This window comes from Mesotoga sp., from assembly GCF_035363035.1.
In the GTDB taxonomy this organism is placed as follows: Bacteria; Thermotogota; Thermotogae; order Petrotogales; family Kosmotogaceae; genus Mesotoga.
Map to the genome: position 1 here is coordinate 35,914 of NZ_DAOSEH010000006.1, position 22,455 is coordinate 58,368.

Consider the following 22,455-nt stretch of genomic DNA (forward strand, 5'->3'; position numbering starts at 1 on the left):
TTATAGCGAGCGGGACTAAAGCTCCATAAACGAACAAACGGTCATTCCGGTGTCTTTTCGCAGAGAGAGACGGAAATCCTCGAATGAATCTTCACCAGCCCCTCGCCCTGAAGGTAATTCAGAATGTCGAACAACTCGTATCTCATTAAATTCATTTCACCGGCAAGTGCGTCTATGACGATAAAAACCTCCGTATCTCCCTGTGAGAGCTCTTTGATTTTCTCCATAACTCTATCCCTGATCTCTCTCTTTTCGGGGATCTTATCCTCTTCACAAGCCAGTATTCCCTTGTGGGTTATTCTGAGCATTCTGAAGGGTTTTACCTCTACGTAGTCCTCTTCATCTAGAAAGGCTAAAACCCTGCTGAATTCTTCGGGGCATATGCCGCTTTCGCCGGCCAGGACATCTACGGGCAAATACCTCTTTTCCCGCCCGAAAACTCTCGCATATATCTGATTAAGCAATCTTCTTTCCACGTCATCCAAGATCACTTCGGATTCCTCCTTTCCCTATAGCGGCCGACAGGAGCCAAATAGACCACGAATTCGTCCGCTCGCTCAAGGTTCAAAAGCCTGTTTATCTTCTCATGGCTGTAAGCGCCGATTGCACACGTACCAAGTCTAAGAGCCTCACAAGCGATGTAAAGATTCTGGCACACGTGACCCGCATCCATAAGGATCACTTTGTAGGAGTGGAGGTTGTATCTCCACTCAGTTCTGTACGGAATCACCGACCAGAGGAACGTCACGGCGGAGTTGCCAACGAATTGCTGTCCGAGATTGGCCTCGGTCATTTCATCGGAGAAATTCCCAGCTTTCAAGAGGCTGAGCGAGTGTCTCGATGCCACATAGCGGTAGATTCCTTTTTCTATTCCCGAAACTCTGTTGATATACAGATAAGTCTCGAAAGGGTGCCGTGCACCGGCCGAAGGTACAGTTCTCAGAGTCGCGTAATTGTTAGCCATAATCTCCTTTATACCCTGACTGGCCCACAAAAGGTACGAAAGCTCTCCGGAAGTTATCTCTTCATCCGTGAAGACCCTACGGCTTTTTCTATCGTGTATTATCGATGTTATGTCTTTTTTCTTGAGAGTAACCGTAAGCGGGTCTGGAAGGGGTAACAGACCTTCTTCAACGAAAGGTTTTTCTAGAGGCGGTTGAGATTTTCCCATCTTCTGGTCTGATATCCAGGAATCGCTAAATTCCTCATCCCATATCTTGTTGCTTATGAAGTATCTTCCCTGATCGTTCGTGAACATTCAAACCCTCCCTTGCCATCGCTGATAACTAAAGTCTAGCATGCGATTCTTGTGGAAAGTACGTAAGATTGAGCGATCTTTATAAGAGACATTGCACCCGAACTGATGGTTAGCCGGTACACTTACAGACCGATAAGAGGAAAAGAAAAGTAACGGTGGGTTTCTTTTACAACATTTTCTGCTTCACAGTGATATCCAGGATCAACGGGTGAAATAGATTGTATCGGGGTTTGAAGATAGAACCGTCCTCAGATCCCACGAGATAGATGAACCAGGTGCGAAGGAAAGTTCCAGGCTTGCAAGGATCATTTCGTGAACTGCGAAGAGTTTTTTGGGCTATTAGGTACCCAGAGTCGGTACAAAAGTCGCAATCGTCGAGGTGCCGATGACGCTGCTATCCGATCAGTCGTGGATCGTTTTTGGGGGTGTGTATTTCATCCCGATGTTCCAGGCTTTTCCAAGGTGAATTCCCAGTGACCAGTAAGAATTATCGTACACCGAGAAGGTCGCGGGATTTATCTTCTTTATGTCGGGTAATCCATTGACTACGCAGAACTCCGAGCAATAGCTCTGCACAACTTCCCCGATGAAAGTCTCATGAGTACCTCCGAAATCGAAGACATCGACAAGCCTGCACTCCATGTTCAAAGGCGCCTCTTCGATCATGGGAGCGTTCTGAAGCTCCCCGTAAAAGGTTTTGAAAAGTTCCGACTTATCGGTTGTCTTACCCGAATAGATGCCCATGAAGTCAACCCCTCTGAGCATATCCATGGAAGGAACGTTTACACTGAACGATTCGAATTCCCTTATATTTTTACAGCTGAAACGTGTCTTCGCAAGAGTAATCTGGATCATTGGAGGCTGAACTTCAACAACTCCACAGAAAGCCACCGTCGTATAGTTAGGCCTGTCTTCCGCCATACTTCCCACTACTACCAACGGCATTGGATATATATAGATTCCAGCACCTATTCTGTCCTTCAAAGCAATCACCCATCCCCATGAAACGATACTTCCCCTTATAAGCAATTCTACACGATTTCTTCTAATAAAGACAACCATGGCCGCCAAAGTTCTGGTCAGGCTTATCGGACAGATCCATTGTATAATTCCACTGTGACGAAACGAAAGGGAGGGAAATGATTTGTCCAGTGTTTACGAAGATGTGGTGTGGGTTGACTTCGATCTGCTGGAACGCTTCATGGTAGATGTCTTCAAAAGTGTTGGTGTTCCCGCGGAAGATGCGAAGATCTGTGCTAACGTTTTAATAACTTCCGACAAAAGAGGGATAGACTCTCATGGAATCGGAAGACTAAAACCGATCTACATAGACAGAATTCGCGAAGGTACACAGAAACCGGTGACGGAATTTGAGATAGTCAAAGAAAGTCCAACAACAGCCGTTGTGGACGGTCATGATGGTATGGGCCATGTGATCGCGTATAAATCAATGAAAATAGCCATAGAAAAAGCCAGGAAATTCGGTATGGGGATGTTGGCAGTCAGAAATTCGACACACTATGGTATAGCCGGTTACTACCCACTCATGGCGATCGAAGCGGGTATGATCGGTATTACCGGAACGAACGCCCGGCCCTCGATCGCCCCGACGTTCGGAGTGGAGAATATGCTCGGTACCAATCCGCTAACGTTTGGAATGCCAACCGATGAAGAGTTCCCCTTCGTACTTGACTGTGCCACATCGGTCGCCCAGAGGGGAAAGATAGAGGTTTACGGGAGGGCCAGCAAGGAGATCCCTGAAGGCTGGGTGATAGGTCCGGATGGAAAGACGAGAACGGATACCCAGCAGATACTGATCGATCTCAACACGGGCGGAGCGGCTCTGGTCCCTCTGGGAGGCATAGGCGAAGAGACGGCCGGGTACAAAGGCTATGGCTACGCCACTGTGGTCGAGATCCTGTCGGCGGCCCTTCAGGGAGGGAGTTTCCTCAAAATGCTGACCGGTATAGGCGAGAATGGCGAAAAGAAACCGATAAGGATAGGTCACTTCTTCATGGCTATAAATGTGGAAGCCTTTACATCGCTCGAAGAATTCAAAAAGACCACGGGCGACATACTGAGAGAATTGAGAGCCTCCAGGAAGGCATCTGGAGAGGAGAGAATATACACGGCCGGTGAGAAGGAGTATCTTGCCTGGCTCGAAAGAAAGGACCGCGGAGCTCCTCTCAACGATGTTCTGAGGAAGCAGCTGGTCCAGCTCAGAAACGAATTTAAGCTGGGCAATTACAAGTTTATCTGGGAATAGAAATGGAGGTGATGGAGTCTCTCAAAGGGACTCTTATATATGAAGATCGGAGTTGTTGGTTTCGGTGCCGCTGCAATTGGCTTCGTAAGTGAGATAATGAACAGCAATCATGAAATACATATCCTGGAGAGATCGAAAGACATTTACAGTTCCAGCATAAGTGGGATTCGCTCGGATGGAAAGATCTTCGTATCGAGTACAATGGGCGGTGAGCTTGAGATCCCCCTCTCTACACAGAGAGAGGTCGTTGATTTTTATATAGGCAAGCTGAGCGAGGAAGATAAGAAGAGCGTAAGGACCGGTGTATCTTTCGACAGTAAGTCCGAGTTCTTCGAGAATTTCTATGCGAAGGGCTTCGAACCCGTAAACTCCATGTTCTGGCATATAGGGACAGATAAGCTCGGCTCAGTCCTTACCAGAATATATGAGGAGTTCTCACAAAAGAGAAACATACACTTCCATTTCAACTCAAGAGTTGAAGATATAGACTTTTCCGACAGCAGGGTTATACTAAGGGGAAAAGATTTCGAGGCGGATTTCGATTACGTAGTCGTGGCGGTTGGCAGGAGTGGCCATGGCCTGATCAAAGGAGTAGCTTCGAAGTACCCGGAAATCGTTGCCTCAAGCAACACCGTGGATATAGGAGTGAGATTTGAGCTGCCAGACCATCTGGTAGAAAAGATAAACAACGAGATGTACGAGTTCAAAGTCCGGCTGAAGACAAAGACAGGTTACACAGTTCGAACTTTCTGCAACAACCCTTCTGGAAAAGTGGTACTGGAGAACTACGACGATTTTGTCACCGTGAACGGACATTCTAATTCGGATGGAAGTTCGATAAACACGAATTTCGCAATTCTTTGCACTACGAGATTCACAGAGCCATTTCACGACCCTATCGGATACGGCTCGTACATCAGCCGCCTTAGCAATATTCTAGCGGGCGGCCGTAAGGTGATTCTGCAGACTTACGAAGATTTCATGCAAACCAAGCGGACCAAAAGACTGGGAAGGGTAAAGCCGACCCTCCCGGAAAGCGATTTCATACTCGGAGATATAAACCTTGTACTTCCGAGGAGAATTTCTGTCTCCATAACGGAGTTCATAGAAAAGCTGAGCGAAGTTATCCCAGGAGTGGCATATCCGGACAACCTGATGTACGCGGTAGAAGTGAAGTTCTATTCCAACAAGATAGACAACGATCGCTACAGGAACCTCAAATTCATCGGCGATTGCAGCGGACACACCAGATCGATAACGTACGCCACCGGACACGGAAGATTGCTAGGAAGTTCTCTTAAATAAGGCTTCACCTAACTGGGGGAAGCGGTTGATAAAAAAATAATAGCTTCAAAATCGACCACTCCCCTTCTTTACGATAAACACAATACTAAGTTGGAACCTCAGCAGATTTGTCATAGAATACACCTCACATAATGACCTTCATCGATCTTCTTCATTGCCGGCACCTCCAGAGAACAAATATCGCTTACGAAAGGACACCTCGGATGAAAACGACAACCACCAGGAGGATCGATCAGCGACGGAATATCTCCACCCGTAATCAGTCGCTTCCGCTTCAAACCCATCTCCGGGGAAGGAGCGGCCGATTTGAGCAGCCTTGTGTATGGATGGAACGAGTTGTTTATAATCTTTTCTGCCGGGCCGATCTCCATGATCATGCCCGCATACATGACAATTATTCTGTCGCTCATGTAGCGCGCACCGGAAAGATCGTGGGTTATGTATATGAAGGATACGCTGTGACTTTCTTTAAGGTAAAGCATCATATTCATAATGCTCATTCTGTTCGAAACGTCGAGCATCGAAGTGGGTTCGTCGGCCAGAATCAGCTCTGGCTCGACAGCGAAAGCTCTCGCTATATTTACCCTTTGCCTCTGTCCTCCAGATAGTTCGTGGGGAAACTTTCTGGTGAATTGCTCAGGCGGTTCCAGCCCCACCTGGATGAGTATCTTATCAATACTCTCTTCTACGGCTTTTCTTCTCCCGGCGATTTTGTGAATCACGAAAGGCCGCTCCATTATCCTTCCGACAGTTCGTGTAGGGTTTAGGGCTCCAAAGGGATCCTGAAAGATCATCTGGACTTTTTTGTGATATCTCAGTTCATCTTCGCGCGACATATTTTTACTTATTTCTCTACCCTCAAAGGTGACTCTACCGGAAGTTTGTTTGTAAATTCTGGCCATCACGTTTGCCGTAGTGGTTTTTCCGCTGCCGGATTCGCCAACTATCGCGAGCACTTCTCCTCTTCGCAGAGAAAAAGAGACGTCATCCATGGCATGAACAACCTTTCCATGCATTCTGAAAGAGTTTACCGGGAAGTGTTTGTTGACTCCTTCAAGAACCAGGATATTTTCGTTCACAGGATCTCAGCTCCTTTGTGAAGAAAACAAGCGACGCTGTGGCGATCGGCGATCTCCTCCAGTGAGGGGCAGGACTCTCTGCAAATAGGTATTGCCTGCGGACAACGAGGGTGAAATCTACAGCCTTCAGGTGGTTTCAAAAGGTCGGGAGGCTTTCCCTCGATTCCGCCCATCCGCTTTATCATTCCCGTAAGGGATGGGAAGGAGTTCATAAGCCCCTTAGTGTATGGGTGTAAGGGCCGATTGAAAAGAGATTCGGAGGCTCCATACTCCACGATCTTGCCAGCATACATGATGGCCAGAATATCACTGATCTCCACTAGCAAAGAGAGATCGTGAGTGATGAATATAACTGAGAAGCCTAGAGTCTTCCTCAGTTCCTGAATCTTCTCGATTATTGTTCGCTGTACTACAACATCCAGTGCCGTTGTCGGCTCATCCATTATGATTAGCTCGGGATTCAGAATCAAGGCCATCGCTATCATAACCCTCTGCTTCATACCTCCCGAAAGCTGATGAGGGTAAGAGTTGAATCTGTCTTTGGGAATATCTACCAGCTTCAGCACTTCAAGAGCCCGCTTTCGAGCGTCTGATTGTGTTGCCTCTTCGTGAGCATGTATGGCATCAGTGAGCTGCTCACCAACCGAAAGAACAGGGTTTAGTGCATTCATGGCTGATTGAAAAGCCATCGAAATATCCACCCACCGTATCTTTTTCATCTGTTCTTCGTCAAGTTTCGCAAGATCGGCGCCTTTGAATAAAAGGCTTCCGCTTTCGATTGTGGCGTTGTCTTTGAGAAGCCTCATAATTGCGTATGCCAGCGTTGATTTGCCGCATCCCGATTCGCCTGCGATGCCCAAAAAGCCCCCTCTATCCAGGTCAAACGAGACGTCGTCCACTGCGTGAACGAAGCCGCTCTTGATCCTGTAACCTGCTACAAGGTTTTTGCATTGAAGTAGTGGAGTCATCTCGAGTCTGTCCAACTCAATCATCTCTTTCTAAGCTTGGGATTTGAGATCTCGTCGATGGCAAAGTTCATGAGCGCAAACGAAGTCCCGATCAAGGCTATGCAGATACCCGGAGGAAGGAACCACCACCATGCACCCGACAGAAGAGCTCCGCTGTTCTGTGCCCAGTATAAGATTGTTCCCCAACTCACTATCGAGACATTGCCCAGTCCCAAAAACTCAAGGGTAGCCTCTCCCATGATCGCCGCCATCGTTGATGTAAAGAAGGATGCCATTACCAGCGAGATCATATTCGGCAGTATCTCCCTGAAGAGTATGTATAGCGGCCTCTCGCCGAGAATTCTGGACACCCTTACGAAATCTCTGTTTCTAAGACTCACAACCTGAGAACGCAGTATTCTCGTAGACCATGGCCAGCTGGTAAGTCCTAGTATAAGGACGATTGGAATAACTCCCCTGACCGTTATATACGCTGCAATGACTATCATCAACGGGAGGCTCGGGATAACAAGGAAGACGTTCGTAAACAGAGAGATGATGTCGTCAACAACGCCTCCGAAATACCCGGCCAAAAGCGCAAGTGTTAGAGCAAGAATCGTAGTAAACAGTCCGGTTACAAGACCCACGGCAAGCGTGATTCTCGTTCCGTAGACCATCTGAGAGAAAAGATCCTGTCCGGCCTTCGTCGTACCGAGCAAGTGTTGCCTGGAAGGCCTTGCATTTAGCGGGAGTTTTGTTGTTACTCTCTCATATGTAGTCGCGATCGACTGAGTGTAGACTCTTCGTTCTGTGAATTCATCGATCTGCTCCCTTTCAACAGTTGTGGTTCTACCCATCTCCTCTTCCACTATCCTCAGGACATCGACCTTGTTCGTCTTTGGATCATAAGGAGCGATCAATGGGGCAAAGATCGCAACTCCGGAGAAAAAGACAAGTATCATCAGCCCGAACAAAGCCTTTCGGTTCTCTATGAAGAGAGAAAAAGTGTCCTTTAACATCACTTGCCACCGTCCCGAACACGGGGATCGAGAATCAGAATCGCGATATCCGCGATGAAATTCGCTACGAGAACGGCCGCTGAAATGAAAAGAAATATCGCCTGCATCAGCGGATAATCCTTGCTCTGAACCGCCTGATAGAGCATCAAGCCTACTCCCGGGTAGGCGAAGACCATTTCAGTCAACAAACCGCCTCCAACGACAAATCCCAGAGACATCGCAAACCCAGTTATAGATGGCAGAATGGCGTTTTTTGCGGCGTATAGAGTCTTGATTCTTCTCAGCGGGAGGCCCTTGGCTTCGGCAACGGTGATGTAGTCCTCGGCCAGCACGTTGATCATGTTGTTCCTCATGGTCAATATCCACGCCCCCATAGAAGAGATAACGATTGTCAAGGCAGGAAGTATCGCGTGTCTTAGAACAGAGAAAAAGAATTCCATCGTCCCTCTCTGAAGCTGGGGAGTGTAGGCATTTCCGAGGGGAAATATCGGAAGCCTGAAAGCCAGAAAGTATATCAGCAGCAGCCCGAGCCAGAAATACGGGAAGGAACGCACGAAAGTGAAGAGCCCGACAGTGAAGGAAGCGAGCTTCGTGTTACGTTTCCACGCAACGCCTATTCCAATCAATGTGCCCAGAAAGAAACTGATGATCGTTGCAGTACCCATAAGTCCGACAGTCCAGGGAATGGCGACCTGCAAGACTCTCCAGACTGGAGTAGGGAATCTGGAGATAGAAATTCCCAGATCGCCCTTCAAGAGGTTCAGAAGATACTTTCCGTACTGGACAAGCAACGGATCGTTAGAATCGACGCCAAAGGCAGCCCTTATTGCTTCGAGCGATTCCAACGGAATACCCTGCATCTTGTCAATCAAATCCTGTGCAGGATCACCGGGCATCATTCTCGGAATGAAGAAATTCAGAGTAACTGCAACAAAAAGGGCGAATAACAACAATCCAATTTTTCTTGCGAAATAGGCCAATGCTGTTCAGAAAGCGTCTTCCTTATACGGAAAGCAGGCCTTCCTTACCCCCCTCTCGTGAATGAGGATGAACCTCGCGGGCTCAGTTGCCCGCGAGGCCACGCGAAAAACTACCTAAGGTGTACAGAAAGCAATACCGGCATCTTATCCATCCCGGTAGGTCTCGGCTCTGCGTATGGATTTTCTGCGCTCGGCCAGCCAACGAAATTCCTGGTGCTGTACTCGAACCATACCGGATTGAAGAACATGGGTACGGAAGGAAGATCTCTCAGGAAGATGGCTATAACCTCTTCCATTACCTCATCCTGGGCCTGAGGATCCGTCAGTTTCCTGTAGCTGTCGAGGAGTTCATCTATCCTGTCGTTCTTGTAGCGCATTCCATAGTAATTCTTGGTCCTCTCTCCTATAGGTGCCCAGTGCTTGGAATGCACCCAGTTGTCGAACTGGTAATAGGGGCTTGTTCCAGTGACGGAGATCCCAAAAAGCATCTCGTAGTTTCCGTTGAAGATCATGTCCTGGTAAGGGGAAGGCCAGGCGGCGAGAGTAACGATAACCTCGATTCCCACCTCTTTCAGTTGCCTTGCAACTTCTTCAGCTCCCATTATCCAGTCGGTCCACCCCGTCGGCACATAGAGATTCAGAGAGAGAGCCTTACCGTCCTTTTCATAGATCCCGCTCCTGCTAAGCTTGTAACCTTCCCTTTCAATTAGATACCTTGCGTAATCGGGATCGAATTCTATACCATATTCACTGAGACCGTTCTCGGCCAGTCTAAGGTAACTAGCCTTTACGCCGGCTGGAGAGGCGGGGACTGCTCCACTGGCCATTATCCTGGTTATCTCGAACGGGTCTATCGCCGAGGCTATAGCTGCCCTCAAGTTGTAGCTGTCGAAGGGCCACTTGAGATTGTTGAGGTTCAAGAAGACTAGGTTTCCTTCAGGAAGCCAGTATTTGAAGTGTTCGGGGTCGGCCTTGACGAATACCTCATCGATATTGGCAACGAAGTAGCCTGCCCAGTCGAATTCACCTCTGGCAAGTCTGAGAGGAACCTGCTCGTTGGTAGTGGTTAGTGTCAGAACTTCGTCTATGTAAGGAAGAGGTTTGCCATCTTCGCCAATCTGCCAGTAATTTGGATTTCTAACCACACTGAATGACTGTTCGCTAAAGGAGCCTTCCTTCAGAATGAACGGTCCAGTACTCACGGGGATTCCTTCTCCTATCCAGGTCAGAGGGTCATCGACTTTAGACCAGATATGCTCGGGAACTATGAAGACACTGGAGAATCTCTGGATGATCGTCGTGTTCACATCTGAGAACGTGAAGGTTACAGTCATAGGCTTGTCCGATCTTACCCCGGTAACTCCCGTCGACCATAGACTTGCGACATCTAACGCTCTGTTGTCTTTCCCTAGTCCGATTGTGAACAGGACATCCTCCTCGGTGAAGGGTGCCCCGTCGTTCCACAAGACGCCTTCTCTAAGGTTGAACGTCAGCTCGAGAAGATCGTCGGACCACTCATAGCTTTCTGCAAGCCAATTCATGATCCTTCCAGTCATCGAGTTGAAATAGATTAGAGTCTCGTAGAAACCACCAATAGCCATCTCATTGGTGTTTGGCGAGAAGGGGTTGAAGTTCTCGATCAGAATCCCCTGCTTTATCGAGGTCATTCTGAGGGTGCCTCCCCTCTTGATATCGGCTGAAAATGCTGTTACGGATAACAACAGTGAAGTGATTAAAAGAATTACAAAGACCTTTTTCATAAATCTTCCCCCCTTTACAGGTTGATTCGAACAAGATTATATGTATTAGTCAACACCATTCCAAAGACTACTAGAGCTTTCTATAACCATCTACGACCGTTTATAACTGTAAAACTCTTCTTTAGCTGTTTTTTAATATGACAATACATTTATACAATTACCCCATGGATCTCAACTTATGCATTTCAAGGCAGAGGCCAGTAACCTGCTGTGACCAGTCTGATTGTGCAGATTAATCCCCCCATAGCAAATATCATGATGCCGGATCACGGACGGCATGTTGAGAAGGGATTGTCATCTAAGGTACTCCTACGCCGCCGTCTCCTACTCTCTGCCCTGAAATGTTCCTGTACTGGCATTCTAAAGGGAATCTCAATCTTTCAACTCTTTATACCTCTTAACTCTGTTCTTCCTCTATCCAAGGCACGACGAATTGTTCCTGATGTTCCCTAGTATATGTAAATATTTATGCAATTCAAAAGCAATAAAATTGGTACATAATACCATGAACTTTAGCCTCTCCCGTATTGTCTGAAATATTGAAAAACCAAATAGAGACCGAAAATGCAGAACAGGAAACCCGGAAAAGCTAGAACAAAGCACACCAACACCCTTTTAAGTGCGACTTCTCCTCATAGTAATTCTGTATTAAGTGTGAATTATCAACCGGAAAAGGTCCGATCATAGATCGGACCTTTACTGTATAGAAAGGAATGTGATTTTATGAAAATTGATGGGTCGATATTCTTTCTCGGTTGTCACTCTCTGGAAAAGATTAACGAATTTTATAGAGACTTTCTGGGTCTGGAGCTGTTCAAGGATCAGGGAAGTTGTAGAATTTACTCAGTACCATCCGGAGGTATGATAGGCTTTTGTGAACACCTTCCAGTCGAGGCGGGTATGTTCTCGCCAATAGTGACTTTTCTCACGGAGTTCGTAGATGATTTTTACGAAAAAGCCCTCAGACTGGAAATGTCGCCGAACAAACCTTCCGTAAACGAGAGATTCGGAATATATCACTTTTTTCTCAAAGATCCCGATGGTCACAGAGTGGAGATTCAGAAGTTTCTCGATTGACAGGTTGTATAATGCAGGGCATCATCAGATGATAGAATTGAGTGAATATTCCTGCTAAGGTGATAGAGTTGAGAAGATTATTACTTGTTGTTTTGTTCGTTTTTTTCATTTGGACTACCTTTTTTTCAGTGGAGTACATTCCCGACGAGACGGCTTTCAGCATAAACTGCATCGCACTAACACCCGATGGAAAGAATCTTGTGGCCGGCTATATAGATAACACGGTGAAGGTCTGGAACTTACTGGATGGAAAGCTAGTCATGAACCTATTATTCCACAGCTCCTGGGTGACTTCGGTTACAGTCTCGCCAGACGGAAGGCTTGGTATAGCTGGATACGATGATGGTATGATAAGAGTCTGGGAGATGGAGACCGGTAAACCTTTAAAATCGCTGAGCAGTCATACGAGTTCAGTGAATTATTTGCTGGTCTCGAAGGACGGTAAGACTCTTTATTCGGCCGGTTCCGACGGAACAGTCAAGGTGTGGTCGCTATCTGAACTGGCCTTCATAAGATCGTTGAGAGGCCACTCTGGACCGGTCAACTCGATAGTCCACTGGCCGGAACAGAACCGCTTATATTCTGTGTCTGATGATGGTACATTGAGAATTTGGGATACTTCTACAGGTCAACAGGTGAAGATGATTAAGGCCGAAATCGGAGCTCTCTCGTCCGTCACGATGGATGAGGAGAGGAGCATTCTGATAGTTGGCTCCAGAGACGGACCTCTGAAGTTCTATGATGTAAAAACATGGTCGGCATTGAGAATAGTGAAGGCTCACAACGCGGAAGTAACGGCGATAATCATAAGAGATGATTTAATGTTCACTTCTTCCTGCGATAGAACAGTGAAGATACTTTCTCTACCGTCAGGCTCTCTTGTAAAAATGATAACAGGCCATTCCTGGGACGTTTCTTCGATAATTCTATCGAGCGATTCTAGCGTTATTTATTCCGGTTCAAGTGACGGTGCTGTGAAGATATGGGATGTTGATAAAGGCGCTGCTCTCGGTACCTTGATAGGTTTCGGCGACGGGGAATACTTCTCCTACAACAGCGATGGTAACTGGGTTGCTTCGAGTAAAGGTGCTTCGCGTGTCAAAACCTCTTCTGGAAAGCGGCCTGATCAGCAGGGAACGGAGCTTCCCAGTCTATTGCTCCAGCTGGACAAACTCCCGAGGATATACATTCAATCTCCACAATCAATTACAATATACGATACCGACTTGACTTTCGTTGTTTCACAGCCCGTTGTGAAAGTCACCGTGAACGATGAGGAAGTTCCTGTTGGAGAGTCGGGCGAAGTGACCTTCAAGACAACTTCGGCCGGTGTATTAACCGTCAAAGCCTTCGATTCAACAGGGAATTTCGATGAAAAGATATTGGAAGTTCAGTTTGAAGAGACCAGGATGTATGTGGTCGGTAACATCGGACCGTACAGGCGGGGCGATCGGGTGGTCGTGAGCGATCGTAATGCTACGGATCTTCTGGTTAACGGTGAATGGCTTTCGCGGGGTTTTTTTTCCGATAGCGCACCGGATATAGAACCTCCCCAGGTAATAGGGCAAATATCGCAACAGGTTAAGATCGGCCAGGAAAAGTACCTTGAATTCGTTGTGACCGACAACGATGAGGTTGAAACGGTGATCGTTATTGGACCTGACGAGAAACGCGAAGAGGTGTCTGTAAACTCCCCACACGAGAGTATGAGAATCAAGGTCGGTGGCACCGGTGAGTACCATGTAACGGCTATAGATAACGAGGGAAATGAAATCGAAGTGACCCTTTCACTGATTGCAAGTGCAAAAATCTTCTGGGTGGAAAGAGATCACGGAAGTCTCAGACGCGGCCAGGAGGTAACCGTTACGGCCGAGGGTGAAAGTTCCTTCTTCGTTAGGGAATACGGCTGGGTCGAGAAAGATATACTGACTGATACGAAGATTACCACCGAGAGCCCCGTTATAGTGGGCGAAGATGTACAATACGCTGAGGCCGATAAGGAAAAGATGCTGAGCTTTAAAGTAAGCGACGATATAAAGGTAATTGAAGTAGAAGTTTCTGAAAAGATATATCCGGTGGACCTCAAAGAAAAAGAAATGTTCGTTATTGTGGGAGATTATGGCGAATACAGAGTCGTTGCCAGAGATCTCGAAGGCAACACTTCCGAAAAAACCATAAGGCTGGCAGCTCCGGCAAAAGGCGAGAAAAAAACCAACTGGTTACTGGTGTCGGTTGCAGTTGCCACGGTAGTCATCCTTCTTTTACTTATATTCAGACCTTTTTTCACTAGAAAGAAGAAGCGAAAAGTAAGGCTGATGTGAGACTATGCGAAGGCTTTTTCTCATAGGCCTGGTAGCGATCACATCGATGGTGGTAATAACCTTTGCTCTGAAAGAAAAGACCGAGATTAAGGTTCTGGATACGCCTTCGCTGAGTGTGAAGATAGGAGAAGAGCTGAGAGTAAACCTGTCAGATTTTATCTCCGGCCCAAACGGACCTGTCAATTTCAAGATCATCAAGGGCAGTGGAAAGATAGAGGGAAGTATCTATACAGTTTCTCCCAGGGGACTGGAAGATTGCGAGGATGTGGTTGAGATAGTGGTGGAGGCTGGAAAGAGCGAAGCAGTTATCACACTGAACATAGAGATCTTAAATGATCCAAAGGCTCCCTCTATAGAGATCGGCAACCGGAAAGTTTACGAGGGTGAAACTTTGATGATAAATCTTCCCGATTTCACTTCAGCCGACTCCAGCGATGTCACCTACGAACTAGTGAGCGGAGTTGGCAGTATAGATGAAGGGGTGTATTCGTATCTCCCTGGATCCACAGAAGCGCCAACCGCACACCGTGTCACAATAAAGGCGATGGATGGACGGGGGGAGTGGCAGTGCACAACATTCTCCGTGATAGTCATAGATGTAAATAACTGGCCCGGAGAGCCGGCAAACCCCTTTCCTGCCGATGGAACCGTTGATTTTTTTAGAGAAGTCACACTCCTCTGGAGCGCTGAAGATCCCGATGGCGACGACCTTTTTTACGATGTCTATTTCGGGGAGAAAGGTGAGCTGGAGCTTCTTGCAAAGAATATAGAGGAAAATGAGTGGACAATTTCCTTTCTGGAGGCAGGACGTGAATACTTCTGGAGAATCCATGCGAGGGACGGGAGGGGTGGAGAGGTTCAAGGCCCGCTGTGGAGTTTTTCTACAAAAGAGATACCCTCCATTTTCTGGAAGCGCCTTCTGGGCGGGAGTGGTCGTGATTCGGTTAACTCACTCAAAGCACTTACAGATAGCACTTTCGTTATGACAGGCTGGACGGAATCTCACGAATTGCCAAAATGGAGGTCGGAGGAAGATGTCTTCAGAAGCGGCTGGGTAGTCAAACTGGATAGTAATGGCTATTTAGTCTGGCAGAAGTTTCTGGATTTCGGCTGGACCGAGATATCGGACATAATAGCTACAGAGGACGGTGGCTTCCTTCTAGCCGGCAGGAGCTCGACAGGAAATGGTTTCACAAGCAAAGAGCCTTCGAACTTGTTGCTGGTAAGTCTCGACAGGTTTGCCAATGTGAAGTGGAAGACCGAACTCGGGCGAACAGTCAGCTCTGAGGTTTCTCTGGCAAAGGCAGATGACGGCTTCCTGGTACTCGGAACAGCGGCCGGTTCAGAGGAAATATCACGCGGCGATGTGTTGCTTATCAAGTTAGATCTTGACGGTAGACCTGTCTGGGAGAAGAAGTACGGAGGTAGCTCCTATGAGCGGGCAATAGATATGGCTATAGCCGGAAACGGAGATATAGTGATAGCGGCTGAAACTACTTCTAAAGACGGCGATTCAAACGGTAACGTTTCGAGAGTCTTGAAAGTCAACGGGATCGAGATTGAGAATTCCTCGGTACTCGTTCTTAGAGTTGACTGCAGTGGCGGAGTTCTATGGACGAAGGTCTTTGGAGGTATTGGAGAGGACTCACCGGCCGCCGTCGAAATTGGTCCAGCAGGCGAAATTTTCGTGTGTGGTTCAACAAATTCGCAGAGCGGAGATTTCAAAAGGAAGAGTGGAGACTACGACGGATTCATAATAAAACTCGACGGTGATGGAGAATTAATCTGGAAGAAAATCTACGGAGGTCGCTCGAACGATTATCTCACCGACATAGCCATTACCGGCTCTGGAGGGGCCATAGTGGTAGGTTTTACTGAATCGGACGACGTTACGCTGGGAAGTTTCCACGAGGGAGAACTGGACAAGTTGGGACTTACCTACAGCGATATGTGGGTCTTCCAGGTAAGCCGTTCCGGGGAAATTCTCTGGAGCGATTGTTACGGAGGGACTCTTGGCGATGTCGCCATGGCGATTTCCCTGTGTGACGATGGTTTTGCGATAACCGGCTACACGGCCTCAGAAGACGGTGATATACCAATTAACAGAGGCAGCTTCGACATCATTACCCTTCGCTTCAAGTAGCAGTTTTAACTGTAGAAACTCCACTTAAGGTTCTCTCTTTTCGCCCTGAACAGTGCGCCAAGACAGTTACTCAAGATATCGTCAACATTTCTGCCGTCTACGGGGAATTCGCAAACACCAGCCAGGATATCCGGGACCAGTTCGAGGTTTTCACAGATAATTTTCTTCTCAAGTTTTCCTATAAGAGAGCTCAATTCAAGATAGAGAATTCCCCTGTCAATCGACTCGAAGACCGCAGCGAAGGCATCGTGTTGAACTCTGAAAAATTCTCTACCTCCAAGATTCTCTCTCAATCTTTTACAAATCCGCACTATAAGAGAATTGGAAATGCGTTTCCCGAACATGGCCGTTATCTCTTTTATATTACCGATCTCTATATAGAGAACGAAGAGAGAGCTGCCCGCGTTCATCGCCCGATGAATTCTGCCAGATAGATATAGATTGAAAGAGTTTTCGTTTTCTAGTCCTGTCAAATTGTCACGGTATATGATTTCTTTAAGCAAGCAGCGGAGGTTGTTGATTTCAGTACCGTCTTTTACAACTGCGAGAAATATTGGCTGGTCTTGAAGAGCAACGCGTGAAACGAACAGTGAAAAACCCCTGCCCTCAGGAACCTCAAAGAGGTTAAGTTCGAAGTTTAGAGAGCTTCTTCTCCCCGAGAGAAGATCTTTGAATTCTTCTAACTTTTTCTCTTCGGCAAAACGTTTCACCAATCTTCCGAATTCTTTACCCGACTCCATAAAGGTAGCCGATTCCAGAGCGAGAGAGGAAGCCAGTCTCTCCCAGCCAGAATTACCATGCAGGATATTTCCTGTCGAAGAGATAATGGCCGACGGATCGGGAAGGCTTTCAAGAACCCTCTCGAGTTTTATCGCCCGATCCAAAATCCCGTCTCCGGTGTGATCCTGTTCCAGCATATCTGTCCCTTCTCCCGGTTAACTATTATGAGCTTACCAATTGATTGTTTATGCAAATCAATGCCAAAGATCAATAAATAAGAAAAACCGGAGATACAATCAACATATCCCCGGTAATAAGCGGTTCAAACTATGCTTTCGGCTCTTGCTACCTCTCCGAACCTAGCTTTATTCGGAGCATATGTCTCTGTAATTTAGCCTGATTTCTTGCCCTTTCTCTTCTGGAGTTGCTTATCTCAAGAAGCTCTTCAGCCCTCTTTAATCTTTGTTTTGCTCGCTCGACATTGATCTCTTCTGGCCTTTCGGCCGCGTCGGTAATAATCGTCGTCTTATCTCTTTCCTGAAGTATGTATCCACCGTGTACCGCGAAGGTGTGAACTCCGTCGATGGCTCTTATTTCTACCACATCGACGACAAGCTTCATTATCGCCGGCGCCCTTTCTGGCAGGAAACCGATTTCACCCTCTACAGACTTGAAGGATATGTATTCGGCATCTCCTTCCCAGACAATACCGTAAGGCGTCACTATGCTTGTCTTTAACGGCATATCATTCTCCCGCCGTCAGTATTTTCGCCTTTTCCACGGCTTCCTCTATGGTTCCGACCATCATGAAAGCCTGTTCCGGTAGATCATCGTGCTTGCCGTCAAGTATCTCCCTGAAACCTCTCACGGTCTCGGCTATCGGAACATACTTACCCTGTATATTGCTGAACTTCTCAGCAACGAAGAAGGGTTGCGTAAGGAAACGCTGTATCTTCCTGGCTCTCTGCACAGTTAGCTGGTCCTCCTCCGAGAGTTCTTCCATTCCAAGTATTGCGATTATATCTTGAAGGTCCTTGTACCTCTGGAGAACTTCTTGAACCTTTCTTGCAACTTCGTAATGTTCGCTTCCAACAACGACAGGATCGAGGTTTTTAGATGTCGAATCCAGTGGATCGACAGCCGGGTAGAGTCCCTGCTCCGCGATCGATCTTGAAAGGTTGACGGTGGCATCCAGATGGCTGAACGTAGTTGCAGGCGCTGGATCCGTGAAGTCGTCCGCCGGAACGTATATCGCCTGAACGGAGGTGATCGAGCCACTTCTCGTCGAGGTAATCCTTTCCTGAAGCTTTCCCATCTCTGTGGCCAGCGTCGGCTGGTAACCGACTGCCGAGGGCATTCTTCCAAGTAAGGCCGAAACTTCCGAACCGGCTTGAACGAACCTGAATATGTTGTCTATGAAAACCAGAACATCTTTCTTCTGAACATCTCTGAAATACTCGGCCATGGTTATAGCGGAGAGGCCTATCCTGAAACGCGCTCCCGGCGGTTCGTTCATCTGGCCAAAAACCAGCGCGGTATTTTCTATGACACCGGCCTCTTTCATGTCCAGCCAGAGATCATTCCCCTCTCTCGTACGTTCTCCGACCCCGGCGAATACGGAGAGTCCTTTTTGCTCTATGGCGAAGTTGCGGATGAGTTCCATAACAAGGACAGTCTTTCCCACCCCGGCGCCACCTGAAAAGCCTATCTTTCCACCTTTGCTAAAAGGCGCCAGTAGATCTATAACCTTGATACCGGTCTCCAGTATTTCAATCTCTGTCTGCTGCTCAGTAACTGGCGGAGCCTCTCTGTGTATCTGCCACCTGTCTTTGAACTCTACATCGCCGAGTTCGTCTATCGGCTCTCCCAGAAGGTTAAACATTCTTCCCAGTATCTCTTCGCCCACAGGTACGGTAATCTGGCCACCAGTATCTATAACCTCCTGTCCTCTCACAAGACCGTCGGTGCTGTCCATGGCAATCGCTCTGACACTGTTGTCACCTATGAGTTGGGACACTTCAAGTACGATCTTTTTTTTAAGAAACTTATTTTCCACTTCCAGAGCGTTCAGTATATCGGGAAGAGCGGCACCTTCAAATGAGACATCCACTACCGGCCCCGTTATGGCGACTATTTTACCCGCGTTAGTTGTTTTTTTATCGGGCACACTTACACCTCCAGATTACCCGTTAAGAGCTTCGGCACCATTCACAACCTCTATGATTTCCTGGGTTATGTTCGACTGGCGAAGTTTGTTTCTCACGAGTGTGAGTCTTTCGATCATATTACTGGCGTTCTCTGTGGCATTCTTCATGGCGTTCTGTCTGGCATACAGCTCGCCTACCTTGGTCTCGTAAAGACCTCGAAGCACGATCGATACTATCCAGGAATACAGAATATCGCGGTACAGAAGTTCTATGTCAGGCTCAAAATCGTAGAGATCGTTCTCCGTTCTTTCGAAGGGTTTCAGAGGCAGTATATTCACTACTTTGGGTACCTGCGCAAGAGGCGTTTTGAAGTTGCTGTAAACCATGCTTAAACCACCGAGGTTATTGGCCTCCATAGCGTCCATGATATCGTCCACGATAATCGCGGCTTCATCAAGATCTGGAGTATCATAGAAATGACTGAAAGCGGAAAGTTCGACACCATGCTTTTTGAAATAGCTTTCTGCTTTCACCCCAACGGTTACAAGTCGCTTCACGTTCAGCTTCTTCAATTCTTGTTCCGCGAGCTTGAGTATTTCGGCGTTGAAGGCCCCGGCCAATCCCATGTCGGCCGTTACTACCAGTAGCAAGTCACCTTCACCGCTGAGTTCTGGCCGGCTCTCTAGACCGAGATACGCTCGCTTTAGAGCACGTTCCATCGACTGCTCGTACTGCCTTACGAATCTGAGTCCCTTCTGGGTTTTGTTTATTTTGGCCCGTGCTACCATCTCCATGGCCCTTGTTATCTGCATCGTGGAGTTGGTGGACTCAATTCGCTTCTTTATTGCCCTCAGTTTTCCCTTACTCATATCAGACCATCCTCATCGAACGAAGAGCTTTCTGGTTGTCTCTATAGTCTCAATAAGCCTCTTTTCTATCTCGTCGTCGATAACCTTCTTCGCTTTTATAGAATCCAGAACATCTGTGTATTCGCCCCTCAGATTTTTCAATAGTGAGGATTCGAACTGGCTTATCCTTTCCGTCTCGATATCGTCCAGATATCCTTTTGCACCGGCATACAGGACTGCAACCTGCTCTTGAACGGGCATCGGCACATACTGGTTCTGTTTCAAAAGTTCGGTGAGCTTCTCTCCCCTGGTAAGCTGGTCACGCGTCGCTTTGTCGAGTTCAGTAGCGAACTGCGCAAAGGAGAGCAGTTCCCTGTACTGCGCCAGCTCGATTCTCAGGCTTCCGGCTATCTTTTTCATAGCCTTTATCTGTGCCGCTCCACCTACTCTCGAAACCGAGAGCCCCACGTTCACGGCCGGACGGTTACCGGCGTAGAAGAGGTTCGGATCGAGATAGATTTGCCCGTCAGTGATCGAAATGACGTTGGTCGGTATATAGGCTGAAACGTCGTTGGCCTGTGTCTCGATTATGGGGAGAGCCGTCATCGAACCTCCTCCAAAGTTCTCGTTCAACCTGGCCGCCCTCTCCAGCAGTCTCGAGTGCAGGTAGAAAACATCTCCAGGGTAGGCTTCACGACCCGGTGGTCTGCGCAGAAGTAGTGAGAGTTCTCTATAGGCCGAGGCGTGCTTGGAAAGATCGTCGTAAATGACAAGCGCATCCTGTCCCAGAAACATAAAACTCTCTCCCATGGCCGCGCCTGCATATGGAGCCAGATAAGAAAGCGCAGCGGTATCGGAAGCCGAAGCGAAGACGATGGTTGTGTACTCCATCGCACCGAACTGGTTGAGCCTGTCCAATATCTTGGCCAACGCTGCAGTTTTCTGACCGATGGCCACGTATATGCATTTCACGTTTTGATCTTTCTGGTTGATAATCGTATCGATCGCTATCGCCGTCTTTCCTGTCTGCCTGTCGCCAATTATCAGTTCTCTCTGACCTCTTCCTATCGGCACTGTGGCGTCTATCGCCTTTATGCCGGTCTGAAGAGGTGTATCGACAGGTTTCCTCATGACTACACCGGTAGCCTTGACTTCGATAGGTCTGTAACTGTAACTCTCTATTGGACCCTTACCGTCCAGCGGTATGCCAAGGGGGTTCACCACCCGTCCAAGTAGAGCCTTTCCAGTCGGGACCTCCATAATTCGGCCGGTTCTCCTTATTAGATCTCCCTCTTTTATATCTTTGTAAGAGCCCAGTATCACGACACCCACATTATCTTCTTCAAGGTTAAGAGCCAGGCCAAAAACACCGTTCTCGAATTTCACAAGCTCGTTAGCCATAACGCCCTTCAGACCGTACGCCCTTGCTATACCATCGCCTATCTGAATGACCTTACCGGCTTCGAAATAGTCAAACTCTATATCAGTCTTCTGAAGTTGATCCTGTATGACCTTGGTAATTTCAGATGGGCTGATCCTCACTAAATCACCTCCTGAGAGCCAGTGTTACCCAATTCCATGCCGACTCTCTTAAGACGTCCAGACAGACTGGCATCTATCACTTCATCGTGGAACTTTATTACGTAACCGGCTATTAGTGATTCATCCACTCTTGATTCCAGTAAACCTTCATAACCGGTCATTTTTCGAACCTTTTCTATTATTTCTATCTTCTCTTCATCGCTCAGCGGTATAGCCGAAATCACTTCCACCAGCACCCGGTTCGATCGTTCCAGTATCATTTCTTCGAATGAGAGCAGGATATCGGGAAAAAGCCAGATCTTCTTCACATTGACCAGAAGTTTCACAAGAAGCGTTGTCTCATCAACTGGATTGGAGAGAAAGCTCAACAACATGGCTTCCTTTCTTTCACCCGCTACAGTAGGGTCGAAGATGAACTTCCCCAGTTCCTCCGAAGAGATAACGGTAGAAAGAGTCTTCAAATCTCTCCGGACTCCTTCCAACTTCTCGTGGGAGATACTCTCTATAAGAGCCCGCGCATATTTTGCAGCCAGAGAAAGGCTTCTTTTCACTCTTGATCACCGAGACTTTCAAGGATTCTTCTGGCGTACTGTTTTCTTGCGGTTTCATCCATTTCCTTTTGTAGGAAACGTCCAACCATAGTCACGGCCGAAGCCACTACGGCTCCCTTTACATCTTCCATTGCCTTTTCTCGTTCCTGGTTGATTTGAATTTCGGCAGCCTGATACATTCTCTGTATTTCCTGTTGGGCCTTTTCACGAGCCTGGCGCACGATCTCTTCAGACTGCCTTTCGGCCCTGGATAGCATTTCGTCGGAGGCAGTTCTGGCTTCATCCATCTTTCGAGTGTATTCCTCTTTGAGAGCGTTTGCTTCTTTCCTCAGCTTTTCGGCTTGCGCTATCTCTCCCTTGATCTTTTCTTTTCGTTGCTTGATTATGTCGAAAAACTTGTCGAACAGGACCTTTTTCAACACAAAATACAACAGCAAAAAGTTCAGAATCGATAGAACCGCAGTCAAATTGATCTCGATCAAGTTATCACCC

20 protein-coding genes are annotated in these 22,455 nt (G+C 47.5%); 5 read left to right on the plus strand and 15 right to left on the minus strand.

From position 1 onward, the window contains the following. Positions 1–41 precede the first annotated feature (41 nt). From PKX57_RS02115 to PKX57_RS02125, 3 genes are all read right to left on the minus strand, one after another. Positions 42–491 carry a hypothetical protein gene (locus tag PKX57_RS02115; protein ID WP_472415908.1) on the minus strand — a complete coding sequence of 150 codons (450 nt, stop codon included), beginning with the start codon at positions 489–491 and terminating at the stop codon, positions 42–44. After that, positions 488–1,258, minus strand: a complete 771-nt coding sequence (locus PKX57_RS02120; RefSeq protein ID WP_472415910.1) for a SagB/ThcOx family dehydrogenase — start codon at positions 1,256–1,258, stop codon at positions 488–490. The genes PKX57_RS02115 and PKX57_RS02120 overlap by 4 nt, the downstream gene beginning before the upstream one ends. Positions 1,259–1,660: 402 nt before the next feature. Then, positions 1,661–2,320 carry a flavin reductase family protein gene (locus PKX57_RS02125; RefSeq protein WP_472415926.1) on the minus strand — a complete coding sequence of 220 codons (660 nt, stop codon included), beginning with the start codon at positions 2,318–2,320 and terminating at the stop codon, positions 1,661–1,663. Positions 2,321–2,402: 82 nt separating this feature from the next. Between PKX57_RS02125 and PKX57_RS02130 the strand changes: the two genes are divergently transcribed. Beyond that, positions 2,403–3,524 carry an Ldh family oxidoreductase gene (locus PKX57_RS02130; protein ID WP_214049888.1) on the plus strand — a complete coding sequence of 374 codons (1,122 nt, stop codon included), beginning with the start codon at positions 2,403–2,405 and terminating at the stop codon, positions 3,522–3,524. Between the two features lie 39 nt (positions 3,525–3,563). Next, positions 3,564–4,829, plus strand: coding sequence for an NAD(P)/FAD-dependent oxidoreductase (locus PKX57_RS02135; protein WP_472415912.1), 1,266 nt, complete (start codon positions 3,564–3,566; stop codon positions 4,827–4,829). A gap of 110 nt (positions 4,830–4,939) precedes the next feature. Here the strand turns inward: PKX57_RS02135 and PKX57_RS02140 are convergent, their stop codons facing one another. The 5 genes from PKX57_RS02140 to PKX57_RS02160 all read right to left on the minus strand — a co-directional run bounded on the left by PKX57_RS02140 (position 4,940) and on the right by PKX57_RS02160 (position 10,614). Then, a complete protein-coding gene (locus PKX57_RS02140; RefSeq protein ID WP_213919750.1) occupies positions 4,940–5,908 on the minus strand; it encodes an oligopeptide/dipeptide ABC transporter ATP-binding protein in 969 nt (322 codons plus the stop codon). Then, positions 5,905–6,900, minus strand: coding sequence for an ABC transporter ATP-binding protein (locus tag PKX57_RS02145; RefSeq protein WP_472415914.1), 996 nt, complete (start codon positions 6,898–6,900; stop codon positions 5,905–5,907). Before PKX57_RS02145 ends, PKX57_RS02140 begins: the two co-directional genes overlap by 4 nt. Beyond that, positions 6,897–7,874: an ABC transporter permease subunit gene (locus tag PKX57_RS02150; protein ID WP_213919751.1), complete on the minus strand. Its 978-nt coding sequence runs from the start codon at positions 7,872–7,874 to the stop codon at positions 6,897–6,899. The genes PKX57_RS02145 and PKX57_RS02150 overlap by 4 nt, the downstream gene beginning before the upstream one ends. Continuing rightward, positions 7,874–8,854: an ABC transporter permease gene (locus tag PKX57_RS02155; RefSeq protein WP_472414699.1), complete on the minus strand. Its 981-nt coding sequence runs from the start codon at positions 8,852–8,854 to the stop codon at positions 7,874–7,876. The genes PKX57_RS02150 and PKX57_RS02155 overlap by 1 nt, the downstream gene beginning before the upstream one ends. A gap of 110 nt (positions 8,855–8,964) precedes the next feature. Further along, complete coding sequence (locus PKX57_RS02160; RefSeq protein WP_472415916.1) at positions 8,965–10,614, minus strand: ABC transporter substrate-binding protein; 1,650 nt, start codon at positions 10,612–10,614, stop codon at positions 8,965–8,967. Between the two features lie 723 nt (positions 10,615–11,337). Here PKX57_RS02160 and PKX57_RS02165 point away from each other — a divergent pair. From PKX57_RS02165 to PKX57_RS02175, 3 genes are all read left to right on the plus strand, one after another. Beyond that, entirely contained in the window at positions 11,338–11,691 is a 354-nt protein-coding gene (locus PKX57_RS02165; protein WP_214048396.1) for a VOC family protein, read from the plus strand. A gap of 68 nt (positions 11,692–11,759) precedes the next feature. Then, a complete protein-coding gene (locus PKX57_RS02170) occupies positions 11,760–14,012 on the plus strand; it encodes a WD40 repeat domain-containing protein (RefSeq protein ID WP_213919755.1) in 2,253 nt (750 codons plus the stop codon). A 4-nt stretch (positions 14,013–14,016) separates the two neighbouring features. After that, positions 14,017–16,155, plus strand: coding sequence for a fibronectin type III domain-containing protein (locus PKX57_RS02175; protein WP_213919756.1), 2,139 nt, complete (start codon positions 14,017–14,019; stop codon positions 16,153–16,155). A 5-nt stretch (positions 16,156–16,160) separates the two neighbouring features. On the opposite strand, the gene PKX57_RS02180 is transcribed toward PKX57_RS02175, so the two are convergent. The 7 genes from PKX57_RS02180 to atpF all read right to left on the minus strand — a co-directional run bounded on the left by PKX57_RS02180 (position 16,161) and on the right by atpF (position 22,445). After that, a complete protein-coding gene (locus PKX57_RS02180) occupies positions 16,161–17,072 on the minus strand; it encodes a diguanylate cyclase domain-containing protein (protein ID WP_213919757.1) in 912 nt (303 codons plus the stop codon). A gap of 148 nt (positions 17,073–17,220) precedes the next feature. Next, positions 17,221–17,619 (minus strand): ATP synthase F1 subunit epsilon, encoded by a 399-nt coding sequence (gene atpC / locus PKX57_RS02185; protein ID WP_213919758.1) that lies wholly within the window; start codon positions 17,617–17,619, stop codon positions 17,221–17,223. 1 nt (position 17,620) lies between these two features. Then, positions 17,621–19,042: a F0F1 ATP synthase subunit beta gene (gene atpD, locus PKX57_RS02190; RefSeq protein ID WP_213919759.1), complete on the minus strand. Its 1,422-nt coding sequence runs from the start codon at positions 19,040–19,042 to the stop codon at positions 17,621–17,623. A gap of 15 nt (positions 19,043–19,057) precedes the next feature. After that, positions 19,058–19,891 (minus strand): ATP synthase F1 subunit gamma, encoded by an 834-nt coding sequence (gene atpG / locus PKX57_RS02195; protein ID WP_213919760.1) that lies wholly within the window; start codon positions 19,889–19,891, stop codon positions 19,058–19,060. 12 nt (positions 19,892–19,903) lie between these two features. Beyond that, positions 19,904–21,412, minus strand: a complete 1,509-nt coding sequence (atpA, locus tag PKX57_RS02200) for a F0F1 ATP synthase subunit alpha (protein ID WP_472415918.1) — start codon at positions 21,410–21,412, stop codon at positions 19,904–19,906. Continuing rightward, positions 21,412–21,963: an ATP synthase F1 subunit delta gene (gene atpH / locus PKX57_RS02205; RefSeq protein ID WP_169699820.1), complete on the minus strand. Its 552-nt coding sequence runs from the start codon at positions 21,961–21,963 to the stop codon at positions 21,412–21,414. Before atpH ends, atpA begins: the two co-directional genes overlap by 1 nt. Next, entirely contained in the window at positions 21,960–22,445 is a 486-nt protein-coding gene (gene atpF / locus PKX57_RS02210; protein ID WP_169699819.1) for a F0F1 ATP synthase subunit B, read from the minus strand. The genes atpH and atpF overlap by 4 nt, the downstream gene beginning before the upstream one ends. Positions 22,446–22,455 lie beyond the last annotated feature (10 nt).

Bases quoted from the DNA above. Each gene is read 5' to 3' on its own strand.
- PKX57_RS02120 (WP_472415910.1), bottom strand. From the start codon at position 1,258: ATGTTCACGAACGATCAGGGAAGATACTTCATAAGCAACAAGATATGG.
- PKX57_RS02125 (WP_472415926.1), bottom strand. From the start codon at position 2,320: ATGGTTGTCTTTATTAGAAGAAATCGTGTAGAATTGCTTATAAGGGGA.
- PKX57_RS02135 (WP_472415912.1), top strand. From the start codon at position 3,564: ATGAAGATCGGAGTTGTTGGTTTCGGTGCCGCTGCAATTGGCTTCGTA.
- PKX57_RS02145 (WP_472415914.1), bottom strand. From the start codon at position 6,900: ATGATTGAGTTGGACAGACTCGAGATGACTCCACTACTTCAATGCAAA.
- PKX57_RS02150 (WP_213919751.1), bottom strand. From the start codon at position 7,874: ATGTTAAAGGACACTTTTTCTCTCTTCATAGAGAACCGAAAGGCTTTG.
- PKX57_RS02160 (WP_472415916.1), bottom strand. From the start codon at position 10,614: ATGAAAAAGGTCTTTGTAATTCTTTTAATCACTTCACTGTTGTTATCC.
- PKX57_RS02165 (WP_214048396.1), top strand. From the start codon at position 11,338: ATGAAAATTGATGGGTCGATATTCTTTCTCGGTTGTCACTCTCTGGAA.
- PKX57_RS02175 (WP_213919756.1), top strand. From the start codon at position 14,017: ATGCGAAGGCTTTTTCTCATAGGCCTGGTAGCGATCACATCGATGGTG.
- PKX57_RS02180 (WP_213919757.1), bottom strand. From the start codon at position 17,072: ATGCTGGAACAGGATCACACCGGAGACGGGATTTTGGATCGGGCGATA.
- atpC (WP_213919758.1), bottom strand. From the start codon at position 17,619: ATGCCGTTAAAGACAAGCATAGTGACGCCTTACGGTATTGTCTGGGAA.
- atpG (WP_213919760.1), bottom strand. From the start codon at position 19,891: ATGAGTAAGGGAAAACTGAGGGCAATAAAGAAGCGAATTGAGTCCACC.